At 43.9% G+C, this 12,477-nt stretch carries 13 protein-coding genes and 1 pseudogene; 13 read left to right on the forward strand and 1 reads right to left on the reverse strand.

What is annotated here, in order from left to right; translation table 11 throughout:
* Window positions 1-17 precede the first annotated feature (17 nt).
* The 3 genes from HMPREF9140_RS09150 to HMPREF9140_RS09160 are packed head-to-tail and all read left to right on the forward strand — an operon-like array spanning window position 18 to window position 2,217.
* Window positions 18-1,271 (forward strand): peptidase U32 family protein, encoded by a 1,254-nt coding sequence (locus tag HMPREF9140_RS09150; protein WP_018572321.1) that lies wholly within the window; start codon window positions 18-20, stop codon window positions 1,269-1,271.
* The gene (locus tag HMPREF9140_RS09155; protein WP_006953482.1) at window positions 1,268-1,690 is read left to right on the forward strand and encodes a SufE family protein; all 423 of its coding nucleotides are present in this window, start codon (window positions 1,268-1,270) and stop codon (window positions 1,688-1,690) included. Before HMPREF9140_RS09150 ends, HMPREF9140_RS09155 begins: the two co-directional genes overlap by 4 nt.
* Window positions 1,687-2,217, forward strand: coding sequence for an RNA methyltransferase (locus tag HMPREF9140_RS09160; protein WP_006953485.1), 531 nt, complete (start codon window positions 1,687-1,689; stop codon window positions 2,215-2,217). The genes HMPREF9140_RS09155 and HMPREF9140_RS09160 overlap by 4 nt, the downstream gene beginning before the upstream one ends.
* Here HMPREF9140_RS09160 and HMPREF9140_RS09165 read toward each other — a convergent pair.
* Window positions 2,210-3,019 (reverse strand): DUF3108 domain-containing protein, encoded by an 810-nt coding sequence (locus HMPREF9140_RS09165; RefSeq protein ID WP_172633675.1) that lies wholly within the window; start codon window positions 3,017-3,019, stop codon window positions 2,210-2,212. The genes HMPREF9140_RS09160 and HMPREF9140_RS09165 overlap by 8 nt on opposite strands.
* 634 nt (window positions 3,020-3,653) lie before the next feature.
* Between HMPREF9140_RS09165 and yfcE the strand changes: the two genes are divergently transcribed.
* The 10 genes and pseudogenes from yfcE to HMPREF9140_RS09225 all read left to right on the forward strand — a co-directional run bounded on the left by yfcE (window position 3,654) and on the right by HMPREF9140_RS09225 (window position 12,477).
* Window positions 3,654-4,193, forward strand: a complete 540-nt coding sequence (gene yfcE / locus HMPREF9140_RS09175; RefSeq protein WP_006953488.1) for a phosphodiesterase — start codon at window positions 3,654-3,656, stop codon at window positions 4,191-4,193.
* Between the two features lie 17 nt (window positions 4,194-4,210).
* The gene (surE, locus tag HMPREF9140_RS09180) at window positions 4,211-4,984 is read left to right on the forward strand and encodes a 5'/3'-nucleotidase SurE (protein WP_006953489.1); all 774 of its coding nucleotides are present in this window, start codon (window positions 4,211-4,213) and stop codon (window positions 4,982-4,984) included.
* On the forward strand, window positions 4,981-6,135 hold the full coding sequence (gene lpxB, locus HMPREF9140_RS09185) for a lipid-A-disaccharide synthase (RefSeq protein WP_006953491.1): 1,155 nt from the start codon (window positions 4,981-4,983) through the stop codon (window positions 6,133-6,135). The genes surE and lpxB overlap by 4 nt, the downstream gene beginning before the upstream one ends.
* 55 nt (window positions 6,136-6,190) lie before the next feature.
* A complete protein-coding gene (locus HMPREF9140_RS09190) occupies window positions 6,191-6,736 on the forward strand; it encodes a DUF1599 domain-containing protein (RefSeq protein ID WP_006953493.1) in 546 nt (181 codons plus the stop codon).
* Window positions 6,733-8,823: pseudogene (locus HMPREF9140_RS10870) on the forward strand (BT_3928 family protein). Before HMPREF9140_RS09190 ends, HMPREF9140_RS10870 begins: the two are co-directional and overlap by 4 nt.
* Window positions 8,824-8,889: 66 nt before the next feature.
* A complete protein-coding gene (locus tag HMPREF9140_RS09205; protein ID WP_006953498.1) occupies window positions 8,890-9,609 on the forward strand; it encodes an SPOR domain-containing protein in 720 nt (239 codons plus the stop codon).
* Window positions 9,610-9,632: 23 nt separating this feature from the next.
* Window positions 9,633-10,205 (forward strand): GTP cyclohydrolase I FolE, encoded by a 573-nt coding sequence (gene folE, locus HMPREF9140_RS09210; RefSeq protein ID WP_006953500.1) that lies wholly within the window; start codon window positions 9,633-9,635, stop codon window positions 10,203-10,205.
* A gap of 133 nt (window positions 10,206-10,338) precedes the next feature.
* Window positions 10,339-10,974 carry a hypothetical protein gene (locus HMPREF9140_RS09215; RefSeq protein ID WP_006953502.1) on the forward strand — a complete coding sequence of 212 codons (636 nt, stop codon included), beginning with the start codon at window positions 10,339-10,341 and terminating at the stop codon, window positions 10,972-10,974.
* On the forward strand, window positions 10,971-11,723 hold the full coding sequence (locus HMPREF9140_RS09220) for an exodeoxyribonuclease III (RefSeq protein ID WP_006953503.1): 753 nt from the start codon (window positions 10,971-10,973) through the stop codon (window positions 11,721-11,723). Before HMPREF9140_RS09215 ends, HMPREF9140_RS09220 begins: the two co-directional genes overlap by 4 nt.
* 7 nt (window positions 11,724-11,730) lie before the next feature.
* Complete coding sequence (locus tag HMPREF9140_RS09225) at window positions 11,731-12,477, forward strand: SGNH/GDSL hydrolase family protein (RefSeq protein ID WP_006953504.1); 747 nt, start codon at window positions 11,731-11,733, stop codon at window positions 12,475-12,477.

Below are 12,477 nucleotides of genomic sequence, written 5' to 3' on the forward strand. Positions count from 1 at the left end.
TTGTTCCTACATAAACGATGAACAAAACAATAAACGACTTTGAGATAATGGCACCCGTTGGCTCTAAAGAGAGTCTTGTGGCTGCAATACAATCCGGTGCCGATTCGGTTTATTTCGGAATCGGACGGCTCAATATGCGATCACATTCTGCAAATCATTTCACCATCGACGATCTGAACTACATCGCTCGGATGTGCAACAGGAAAGGAATAAAAACTTATCTCACAGTAAACACAGTTATCTATGGCGACGACCTCGGAACAATGCGCGAGATTATAGATGCTGCAAAAACTGCGGGCATTTCGGCCGTAATAGCGAGCGACGTAGCGGTTATGATTCGCTGCCGAGAGGTTGGCATGGAAGTTCATCTATCGACACAGCTCAACATTTCAAACATTGAAGCGCTGAAATTCTACGCGCAGTTTGCCGATGTAGTTGTTCTTGCTCGCGAACTTAATATGGAGCAGGTGGCAGAGATTAATCGACAAATTATCGAGCAGAATATAACCGGGCCTGGAGGTGAATTGGTTCGTATTGAGATGTTCTGTCATGGCGCGCTGTGCATGGCTATATCCGGAAAGTGCTACATGAGTTTGCACGATGCGAATCGGTCGGCCAATCGCGGAGAATGCGTGCAAATTTGTAGGCGTTCGTACACCGTAACCGATAACGAAACGGGCACTCAGCTCGAAATCGATAATAAATACATAATGAGTCTGAAAGATCTGAAAACCGTTCGATTCATCGACCAAATGATGAATGCAGGTGTTAGAGTCTTCAAGATTGAAGGACGCGCACGCGGACCAGAATATGTTCACACCGTTGTATCGTGTTACAAGGAGGCAATAGCCAGTGTACTCAACGGAACTTTCAGCGAAAATAAAAAGGATGAATGGGATGAGCGTCTTGCCTCCGTTTTCAATCGTGGTTTCTGGGATGGATATTATCAAGGACAAACGATGGGCGAATGGACAAGAAACTACGGTAACAAAGCAACTGAAAAGAAGGTTCTCGTAGGTAAGGTTATAAAATACTTCTCGCGCCTTAGAGTGGCCGAAATATCAGTCGAGGCGTCGGAAATATCGGTTGGTGAGAAGATTCTTATAACCGGAACCACTACGGGCATAATGAACTTTCGGGTAGACGAAATAAGATACGAACTCGAACCGGTGGAGAAAGCCGAAAAAGGTTGGCGGGTATCTATTCCGGTGCCGAGAAAGGTTCGCCCAAACGATAAGATTTATAAACTCATAAAAGAAGAAAAACAATGACGATAAACGAACTTCAAGACAAGGTGGTAGAGGAATTCTCGGAATTAACCGACTGGATGGACAAATATCAAATGCTCATCGAACTAGGAAATGAGCTCGAACCACTCAACGAAAAATATAAAACCGAGAAAAACATAATCGATGGATGCCAAAGCCGAGTATGGCTGCAATGCGATATAGTAGACGGGCAACTGGTGTTCACTGCCGATTCTGACGCCCTTATAACAAAAGGAATCATCGCCCTGCTAATCAGAGTTATCAGTAATCACACGCCACAAGAAATCATCGATGCCGAGTTCTACTTTATCGACAGGATTGGATTGCGCCAACATCTAAGTCCAACGCGCAGCAATGGTTTACTTTCAATGGTTAAGCAAATCAAGGCTTATGCTCTAGCTTATTCTATCAAGAAAGGATGAGGAAGCTCCGCACAATAGAAATGAATCGCCTCTCAATTGAAGAATTCAGAGAGGCTCCGAAGCTGCCGCTAGTTGTGGTGCTCGACAATGTACGGTCGCTCTACAACATCGGCAGCATATTCCGTTCGTGCGACGCTTTCCGCGTAAAGTCCGTTTATTTATGCGGAATAACAGCAACGCCCCCAAATGCTGAGATTCATAAAACAGCACTCGGAGGCGAGGATTCTGTGGAGTGGAAATATTTTGAAAAAACAGAAGATGTAATACAGCAATTACGACAGGAAGATTATTTTATTTACAGTATCGAGCAAGTTGAAAATTCAACCCGACTGCAGAATCTTTCTCTCGATGCTACTAAGACATATGCAGTTGTTTTCGGAAACGAGGTGAAAGGAGTTTCGCAAAATGTTGTTGACTTGAGCAATGATTGTCTAGAAATTCCGCAGTTCGGAACCAAACACTCTCTAAACGTTAGCGTTGCCGCCGGAATTGTTATTTGGGAGTTTGCCCGTCAGTTGATTATTTGATTTTCGAAGTCACCGGATTATTTATTCCCTTCATTGAAACTAGATAAGCTTTAGCCGAACCGAATTTAAGTCGCATATCCAGTCGGATGGGGATATGGTTCTGGTCATCGCTCACGTAGAAACTCGCAATGTTTCTCCATTTCTTTCCGTTTTCATTTTCGTAGTAGGTCATTTCTAGACAACGATATTTATGCCCATCGTCGGCCTTCACTTCAGTCTTCCCGTTGTAAACAATCTTAGCTGGATGCATACTATTTCCGTCGACGATAGGGAAATTAACCGTCTGACCTTTCTTCCAACTTTCCGGATTAAAACTTCTTGCCCTCATAAAAATGCTCATCATGTCGAATACGCAATCATTGTAAGTTTTTTCTTGCCAATGATGCTTACCGTCATTGTCGATTCTATGTTGTTTAACTCTGCATTTTCCGCCCGGATAACTATAGAAAACCTCGTCTACTGTGTATCTCTTTCCTTCTCTGGCCCCCTTTCTATAATAGAGCGGCGCCATTTGTCGGGAGTCATAACAGAGAAGTGTGTCGCGCAGGACGAAATATTTATCCACCCGTCCGTTTCCGCGAGTAATTAGCGAAGCTTTGTAGGCAGGTGTGCCGTGATAGGTCGATGCAACTGTCGACCACAATGCCGTTCCTGCTTTAACCCAAACGAATTGCCAATTATAATAAAGGTTATAGTTGAGATGCTCTTCATTTCCAAACGCAGTATTTCGGAATGTACATTGTGCATGTGCCATAAGAGTCAGTATAAGGAATAGAGCCAGAAGTCTGATTTTTTGTTTCATAATTCGAGTTGTTTTAATCATTATTTTTTCGGTTCATATGTCAATCTTTATCCACTTCATTTTATAATCATTTTCTTTTCCTTTTAAAAAAAGAAAGGAAGGATGAGAATGATATGCCGTGGATTAGTGCAAAAGTTTTTGTCCTTATTCTTTGTTTTTCGACTATAAACATTTTGCGATTATTTATCAACTATTTTTTGAATGGTTATAGGTTGATTTTCAGGTCTGAAAATTGGTTATCAACACATTTACCAAACGTTGCAAAGATAATTGGTTTATATTTTTTCATTCTTCTGGCTGGTGTAAAACTTGACTAAAACTCTTTGTATAACTCATAGTTTATCCTCATTCCTCCCCCACTCTATTTTGTTGTGTTAAAGTCTTTATACTTATTCGGAAGTTATCATTGGGTTTTCAACATCGTTGTACACAATATATGGATTAAACGATGTGTACCGAATCAAACTATGTTGAAGTTAAAGCCCAGAAAGTTGTTTGTAGTATATGAGGTGCGAAATATGGGTATAAAGAGTTGCCATAGTTCTCGTTTGTCCCTTTTACATCTTCAGCAGACTTCAAATGTTGTGGTTTTGAGGTAGCTGCATAGTACCTTTGTCGGAAAAAGAATAAAAATATGAAATACCTCTTAGTTTCTGATATTCACGGTTGTTTACCAGCCCTTGAAAAGGTTCTAGATTTCTATGACCGAACCCGATGCGACATGCTTTGTATTCTGGGAGACATTCTGAATTATGGTCCACGCAACTCGCTGCCAGAAGGACTCGACCCGAAAGCAATTGTCGAACGACTAAACAGTAGGGTGGGGGACATTGTTGCCATTAGAGGCAACTGCGACTCGGAGGTCGACCAGATGTTGCTCAATTTCCCGATACTCTCGGATTATATATTGCTCATTGACAGCGGGAAAAGGCTATTTCTCACACACGGTCATGTTTACAATAAGGATAAAATGCCCAATATAAATTTCGATGCAATCGTCTACGGGCACACACATCTTTGGGAACTAACCCGGCAGGACGACACAATGGTATGCAATCTTGGGTCGATAACATTTCCGAAAGGAGGAAATCCGCCAACCTTCATGACCTATGAAGAGGGCATGTTCAGAGTCTATAAACTGGATGGGGATCTAATGGCCGAGGCAACTGTTTAATCTTTAAAATAATAGTAATGACAACTTCAGAAAAACCCTTAATACTTATCTCGAACGACGACGGATACCACTCCAATGGAATAAAAACTCTCGTTTCCTTTCTTTCAGATTTCGCTGAAATAGTTGTTTGCGCTCCCGAATCAGCCCGTTCGGGATATTCGTGTGCTTTCTCGGCTGCCGATTTTCTCAAGTTAAAGAAGAGGTACAATATTCCCGGATGCACCGTGTGGTCGTGCACAGGAACACCGGTTGATTGTGTGAAAATAGCGCTTGAAGTGCTTCTATCCGGTAGGCGCCCCAATCTCATAATTGGCGGAATCAACCATGGCGATAACTCATCGGTTAACACCCACTACAGCGGTACAATGGGCATTGCCTGTGAAGGCTGCATGAAATATATCCCGTCGATAGCCTTCTCGAACTGCGACAACGATACGGAAGCCAATCTTTCTCATCTTCGCAGCTATGTTCGCGAGATAGTTAAGCGGGTTCTAACTAACGGACTACCAAAGGGTGTCTGCCTTAACGTAAACTTCCCGCAGGTTGAACAGTTCAAAGGATTGAAAATTTGTCGGATGGGTTATGGAAGTTGGGTCGACGAGGTTGTGACTCGCAGTCATCCCTTAGGATATGAATACTATTGGATGGTGGGTTCCTACAGGAACGACGAGCCAAATGCAACCGATAACGACCGATGGGCACTCGAAAATGGATTCGTTTCGGTGACTCCGACAAGGATAGACGTAACAGACTATGAGCTACTGAACAAACTAAAATCCTGGGAGGAATGAAATACTATCTCATTGCCGGAGAGGCCTCGGGTGATCTGCATGCGTCGCGGCTGATGAGGTCTTTGAAGAGTTATGACTCCGAGGTCGAGTTTCGTTTCTTTGGCGGAGATCTTATGGCCGAGGTGGGTGGTAAACCGGTGAGGCACTACAAGGAGTTAGCTTATATGGGATTCGTGCCCGTGCTTCTGCATCTGCCAACAATTCTTCGTAACATGCGGATGTGCAAAAAAGATATTCTTGCGTGGAAGCCTGATGTGATTATTCTAGTAGACTATCCAGGTTTTAATCTGAAGATAGCCCGATTCGTTCGGAAAAATTATTGTATCCCAGTATTCTACTACATATCTCCCAAGATATGGGCCTGGAAAGAATATCGCATCCGTAACATAAAGCGCGATGTAAATGAACTTTATTCCATACTACCTTTTGAGGTGCCGTTTTTTGAACAGAAACATAACTACAGAATCCATTATGTGGGCAATCCAACGGTGGAAGAAATCGAAACCTTCAGAGTCAGGTATGTGGAACAATTTGTAGATTTCTGCGAACGTCACGAACTGGATAACAGGCCAATTATCGCTCTGTTAGCAGGTAGTCGAAAGCAAGAAATAAAAGATAATCTGCCTGCAATGATTGAGGCCGCGCGGCATTTTGAAGACTATCAAATAGTAGTTGCCGGAGCGCCGTCGGTCAACAAGAAATTTTACGATAGATTCATCGCCGCCGCACCGGTTAAAATCGTGAGCGATGAAACCTATCAGTTGCTCTCTAATGCATCCGTGGCATTAGTAACCAGCGGAACGGCCACGCTCGAAACCGCTCTGTTCAATGTTCCGCAAGTGGTGTGCTATGCTACGCCTGTGCCGATGTTGGTACGCTTTGCCTTCAAGCACATAATAAAAGTAAACTATATATCCCTGGTTAATCTTATAGCTAACCGCGAAGTGGTTCCTGAACTGCTGGCCGACCGGTTTAAGATTAGCAACATAGCAAACGAACTCTATAAGATTCTCCCCCTACAACCCGGTCGAGCCGCTATGCTTGAGAGTTATCGTTCGATACGTTCACAACTGGGCGACGAAATAGCTCCCGACAACGCTGCTCGCCTCATAATTCATCGCCTTAGTGAAGTACAAATGCATGAGGAATAGGGATTTCGTTCATTCAGAGTTTTTCCAGTATTTTTGCAAGCAAAAGAAATGTTATATGCCACAGCAAACAACAAACACCAACCAGGAATTTAAAGAAGTACTTGAAGAATGTAAGGTAATCTTCACACAGAAGCTGCACGATTATGGAGCGTCGTGGAGAATTCTTCGGCCATCATCGCTTACCGACCAGCTGTTAATCAAGGCTAAGCGCATTCGATCAATAGAAATAACGGGTCAGAATATGGTTGGCGAAGATATTAGGCCGGAATTCCTTGCCTTAATAAACTATGGCATAATAGGTTTGATTCAACTCGAACGCAGTTTTGCCGACAATACTGACATAACATCCGACGAGGCCATCGAACTGTATGGTCTTTATGCAACCCGAGCCTATGAACTCATGACTCACAAGAATCATGACTACGGCGAGGCGTGGAGACACATGCGGGTGAGTAGCTATACCGATTTTATCCTCACCAAAATTGAACGCATTAAAGAAATTGAAGACCTCGGCGGACAAACCATAGTAAGCGAGGGAATAGATGCAAATTACATGGATATTATCAACTACGCAGTGTTTGGAGCAATTAAACTGAAATGAGCATCCCTAAATCGGTTTTCGTGAATATTTGTCGAGCACTGCTGGCAATCACTTTCATCTTTTCGGGTTTTGTCAAAGCCATTGATCCTATGGGAACCCAATATAAGCTGGACGATTATGTTAAGGCCGTAGGTATGGCAGGTATTATTCCCGAATGGATTCTGCTGATGCTGTCGGTGATTCTTTCGGCGCTCGAGTTCACGTTGGGTGTGCTTATGTTGATGGCTATAAGGCGCCGATTGGTGAGCCGGCTTACACTGGTTTTCATGACTGTGATGACCGCTGTTACTCTATGGCTGGCTGTTGCCAACCCGATTCAGGATTGTGGATGTTTCGGTGACGCAATTCATCTCACTAATGCGCAGACATTCGCTAAGAATGTTGTGTTACTCCTGTCGGCATGCATAGTTGCAAAGTGGCCACTTCTTCAGCACAGATTCATCTCGAAAACCAATCAGTGGATAGCTGTAAACTTTACTATAATCTTCATTTTTGCGGCATCGCTGTTTAGTCTTTATTATCTGCCAATATTCGATTTTCGCCCCTATTATATAGGACAGAACATTCAGAAAGCTATGGAAATTCCACCCGGCGCCAAGCGAACGAAATATAAGACAACGTTCATTTGCGTGAAAAACGGGGTCGAGAGAGAGTTCGACGAGAATAACTATCCCTACAATGATACAACGTGGGTGTTTAAAGACACAAGGCAGGAGATTCTCGAGCATGGCTATGAACCGCCAATTCACGATTTCTCTATAACTGATGAGAAAACCGGCGCCGATATTACGCGACAAATCCTTAATTGGAAGGGTTACACATTTCTTCTCATAGCACCCCTCCTGGAGATTGCCGACGACAGTAATTTTGCCGATATTGAGCGAATCTATCAATACGCTAAAATCAACGGCTACAGCTTTATAGGTCTTACATCAAGCACCTATTGTGGTCGGAATCGCTGGCGCGAACTTACAGGAGCCGAATACCCCTTCTATACAACTGATGGTACGACTCTCAAAACAATCGTGCGAAGTAATCCTGGCCTGGTGTTGCTCTATCAAGGCACTATCATCAATAAGTGGAGCACCAACAATATGCCTGGTGAGAAACAGCTTACAGCACCGCTCGCACTTACCGAACTAGGACGCGAACCGTCTAACAATACATGGACAAAGATTCTGCTCATAGTGTTAGGCTATGTTCTTCCGCTAGTGTTGCTAATCATTGCCGATCGTCTTTGGGCATGGACACGATGGCTAAGAAAGCGTGAACAACAAGTGATGAAAGAAGAAAACGAATAATAACTTTTTAAACGTAGAAAGAATATGAGAAAAAAAATTGTAGCAGGTAACTGGAAGATGAATGAAAACCTCCAAGAGGGAATCATTCTGGCGAAAGAGATTAATACAGTATTGGAAGCCGACAAACCTAATTGTGGCGTTGTGATTTGCACCCCGTTCATTCATTTGGCAAGTGTTGCCCAGGTACTTAACAAATCTCTCGTTTCGCTGGGTGCAGAAAACTGTGCCGACAAAGAAAAGGGTGCATACACCGGCGAGATTTCGGCTGCGATGGTAAAAAGCACGGGAGCTGAATATGTTATTCTAGGTCATTCGGAACGTCGCCAGTACTACAACGAAACACCTGAGATTCTGAAAGAAAAGGTGCGCCTTGCACTCGATAACGGACTGAAGGTTATTTTCTGCTGCGGTGAAACCCTCGAAGAGCGCGAAGCCGAGAAACAGAATGCCATTGTGAAAGCCGAACTGGAGAACTCCGTGTTCAATCTCAGCTCAACAGATTGGGAGAATATTATTCTGGCCTACGAACCTATCTGGGCCATCGGAACTGGCAAAACAGCAACCTCTGACCAAGCTGAAGAGATGCTAGCCTACATACGCTCCATAGTGGCCGAGAAATATGGCCGTGAAGCTGCCGATGATACCACCATTCTCTATGGCGGAAGCTGTAATCCTGGTAATGCCGCCGAACTTTTCTCGAAACCAGATATCGACGGCGGACTCATTGGTGGAGCATCGCTCAAAACATCCGACTTCAAAGCAATCATAGACGCTTGGAAAAAATAAAACCATCAATCTTCTGCGGGGTCTCCATAAACAGCGTGGTCCCGCAGAGAAAAAATTAGACCTACAATGAAAAAGTTGCTCACTACATTAGCCATCTTGTTCCTTGGAATCCTGTCGATCGCCGCACAGGGTACAGTCACAATATCGCACAGTTCTGACATTGATGCACTCGTAAACAAAAAACAAACTACTAAAACCAAAGAACAAATCAAAGCCGAAAAAAAAGCTGCCAAGAAAGCCGAAAAAGAGAAAAAGAAACTTGAGAAAGAGCAGCAAAAAAATAAACGAACCGTTGAGCTCAAACCCCAGCAAGCCAATCCCTCGGCAACACTCAAACAGGAGGTTAAGAAAATCACTGTTCCCAAGATTAGTGAAATTCAGGAAGAACTCCCCCGTGTTAAACGCGAACCCACCCAACCCATGCAACGCACAAAGCTCGTGAAGAAGCGAGTTAAACACGAACCTGTAGGAACCCAAAAAGTAACTCGTAGAGTACTCAAAGGAATAACTAAAACCCGCGGATTTCGAGTGCAAGCCTATACAGGTGGAAATACCCGCGCAGCCCGTCAGGAAGCCGAACGAATAGGGCAACAGGTAAAGATGCTTTTTCCCGAGGAACCTGTTTACGTGCACTTCTACTCACCCCGATGGATGTGCCTCGTTGGTAACTATACCGACTACGAACAGGCCCGAAAAGTCCTACGCAAACTACAGCGTAACGGTATTCCCAAGGCTGGAATAATCAGAATGATGGTCACTGCGACCACATCGGTACCGATTGAATAAATAAAAATCTACAAATAATACACATGAATCCAGAAACCGAATTGCGCGAAGGTCTCGACGACATTGCAGCGCACTATAAGGAAATTATCAAACTCCTTGGCGAAGATCCCAAACGCGAAGGTCTTCTCAAGACTCCCATGCGAGTGGCAAAGGCTATGCAGATTCTCACCAGAGGCTACACGCAGAATCCTCACAAAGTACTCACCGATGCTTTGTTTTCCGAGAAATACGACCAGATGGTTATCGTGAAAGACATTGACTTTTTCTCAATGTGCGAACATCACATACTGCCTTTTTACGGCAAAGTGCACGTAGCCTACATACCTAACGGATACATTACCGGATTGAGTAAAGTTGCAAGAGTCATCGATATATTCAGTCACCGGCTTCAAGTGCAGGAGCGCCTCACCGAACAGATAAAAGATTGCATACAAAAAACTCTTCATCCTTTGGGCACAATGGTCATAATCGAAGCTAATCACATGTGTATGCAGATGCGTGGTGTAGAAAAGCAGAATTCCATAACTACAACCAGTGCATTCAGTGGTGCATTCAACCAAGCCAAGACGCGTGAAGAGTTTATGAAACTACTTTAATTGTCCAATTCCTTAGGACGATAGCATACCCACCGATGATAAATGCCAAATCCCACTTTGGGACAGTGCATTCACCGATGGTAAAATCGGAAAATCAAAACATATACATATAAACATCAAAATATAAACAACGATGATGAAACGATGTCGAATAATCCCATTGATAATACTCTGCATCATGACCGTGTCCACACTGACATCATGCTTGAAAGACAAGCTAGACTATCAACAGAACGTTACCAACGCCGTGAAAACTATGTCAGGCAAATACATCGGTACGATGGTATCTGTTACAAACGATGGAAAACATCTCGACCCGGTTGATAACATCAAGTGGAAGGTCGATACCACTGGTATAAAACTCAAAGGATTCCCCCTGAAGAATCTGGCGCAAGGATTCAATACAACCGACGACCAAAAAGTGCTAAGCGCTCTACTTGCTGCCGACACAACATCGGTAAACTTAGAAATGCTCATCGGAAATAGTAATCTCGGTGGCCAGATAATTAGCTTCTTTACACGTCCCATGGCAACTTTTAATCTCACTATCGACGGTACAAAGCGCACCTATGTTATCGACGGTGTAGAAACTAAATACGAAATGAGTGGAGGAATATATATCATGCAATCACAATCCATGAATTTCTACTTCCGAATAAACAGGATGCGCGAAATGTTACAAAACCAAAACGGAACGAGCTTCCAAAAAGTGAAAGGATTCAAATACGGGATGCGATTCAACTTAACATCAAAATCAGTAACCAAATGAAATTCATCTCTTGGAATGTAAACGGACTTCGTGCTGTAGTTGGCAAAGGCTTCGTAGAAAGTTTTGAAACGTTCGGGGCTGATTTCTTTTGCCTTCAGGAAACCAAAATGCAGGCAGGACAATTGGATATCAGTTTTCCTGGATATGAATCCTATTGGAACTATGCCGAAAAGAAAGGCTATTCTGGCACGGCAATCTTCACGAAGTATAAACCGCTAAGCGTGACCTATGGAATGAATATCGACGAACACGACCACGAAGGTCGAATCATAACCCTGGAAATGGAGCAGTTCTTTCTCGTGACCGTCTACACGCCCAACTCGCAAGATGGACTTCGCCGACTCGACTATCGTATGCAATGGGAGAGCGATTTCCTGGCTTATCTTACCAGTCTTGACTGCCGAAAACCCGTCATCGTGTGTGGTGATATGAATGTGGCACATGAGGAAATAGACCTCAAGAACCCCCAAAATAATCGTCGTAACGCCGGCTTCACCGATGAAGAGCGACAGAAAATGACAACTTTGCTTGCCTCAGGATTTGTCGATACTTTCAGAACACTTCACCCGGAGGAGCAAAAATATTCCTGGTGGTCATACAGATTTAAGGCTCGCGAAAAGAATGTGGGATGGCGTATAGACTATTTTCTTATATCTGAACGACTTGTACCGCAGCTCGTCGAGGCCACGATTCACGCCGAAATAATGGGAAGCGACCACTGTCCTGTGGAGCTCGTTCTCAACATCTAAAAGCTGAATGAACGGGCAGGTAAAATCTCTCATATTAATGGCTGTCGTCATGACAGCCGTTTTTGTCTACTCCCTAATGCCGGGGGTTGTAGAAATAGGTCCGCTCGTATTCCAAAAAGTTAATCTTCCATTCATAAACAAACCTAAACCGGCAGTTCGCCACATTGTTAATTGTAGACCGAAACTAAGGCATCACACTTTTCTCTTTTTTGGGGACTCTATGGTTGAAGGTCTAGCTAAACGATTAGCCGATTATACCGGCGAAAACAATCACCGACTCTACACCGTGATTTGGTATAGCTCAACAACCGAGCGCTGGGCCTCAACGCGAACGCTTGAGTATTTCATTCATCAGTATAAGCCAACCTACATCATATTGTGCCTTGGTAGCAACGAACTCTTCGTGAACGACCTCGATACGCGTGCAGAATATATAGCCACGCTTGTTGACAAGATGAATGGTCTGCCTTACGTGTGGATTGGACCTGCCGATTGGAACGGCAATACGGGTATCGTTAATCTCATTGCCAAAGGTGCTGGCCGGGGCCATTTCTTCGATAGTAAACATATGAATCTGCAACGCGGAACCGACCATTATCATCCTACATGGCTGGCGTCGGCCCAGTGGATGGATAGTGTCGTACGATTTATGTCGAGTCACGAGGCTGCCGATCCCGTGCAGCTTCACTATCCAAAAGCCCATCATAAAGCTGCTGCCACAAAACTTCTTATCCCCAATTTCAAAGGCTATTAG

Source organism: Prevotella micans F0438, from assembly GCF_000243035.1.
Classification (GTDB): Bacteria; Bacteroidota; Bacteroidia; order Bacteroidales; family Bacteroidaceae; genus Prevotella; species Prevotella micans.

Excerpts from the sequence above, each read along its gene's own strand:
- yfcE (WP_006953488.1), top strand. The coding sequence starts at position 3,654 with ATGAAATACCTCTTAGTTTCTGATATTCACGGTTGTTTACCAGCCCTT.
- HMPREF9140_RS09160 (WP_006953485.1), top strand. The coding sequence starts at position 1,687 with ATGAGGAAGCTCCGCACAATAGAAATGAATCGCCTCTCAATTGAAGAA.
- HMPREF9140_RS09215 (WP_006953502.1), top strand. The coding sequence starts at position 10,339 with ATGATGAAACGATGTCGAATAATCCCATTGATAATACTCTGCATCATG.
- lpxB (WP_006953491.1), top strand. The coding sequence starts at position 4,981 with ATGAAATACTATCTCATTGCCGGAGAGGCCTCGGGTGATCTGCATGCG.
- HMPREF9140_RS09150 (WP_018572321.1), top strand. The coding sequence starts at position 18 with ATGAACAAAACAATAAACGACTTTGAGATAATGGCACCCGTTGGCTCT.
- HMPREF9140_RS09165 (WP_172633675.1), bottom strand. The coding sequence starts at position 3,019 with ATGAAACAAAAAATCAGACTTCTGGCTCTATTCCTTATACTGACTCTT.
- folE (WP_006953500.1), top strand. The coding sequence starts at position 9,633 with ATGAATCCAGAAACCGAATTGCGCGAAGGTCTCGACGACATTGCAGCG.
- HMPREF9140_RS09220 (WP_006953503.1), top strand. The coding sequence starts at position 10,971 with ATGAAATTCATCTCTTGGAATGTAAACGGACTTCGTGCTGTAGTTGGC.
- HMPREF9140_RS09155 (WP_006953482.1), top strand. The coding sequence starts at position 1,268 with ATGACGATAAACGAACTTCAAGACAAGGTGGTAGAGGAATTCTCGGAA.
- surE (WP_006953489.1), top strand. The coding sequence starts at position 4,211 with ATGACAACTTCAGAAAAACCCTTAATACTTATCTCGAACGACGACGGA.
- HMPREF9140_RS09205 (WP_006953498.1), top strand. The coding sequence starts at position 8,890 with ATGAAAAAGTTGCTCACTACATTAGCCATCTTGTTCCTTGGAATCCTG.
- HMPREF9140_RS09225 (WP_006953504.1), top strand. The coding sequence starts at position 11,731 with ATGAACGGGCAGGTAAAATCTCTCATATTAATGGCTGTCGTCATGACA.
- HMPREF9140_RS09190 (WP_006953493.1), top strand. The coding sequence starts at position 6,191 with ATGCCACAGCAAACAACAAACACCAACCAGGAATTTAAAGAAGTACTT.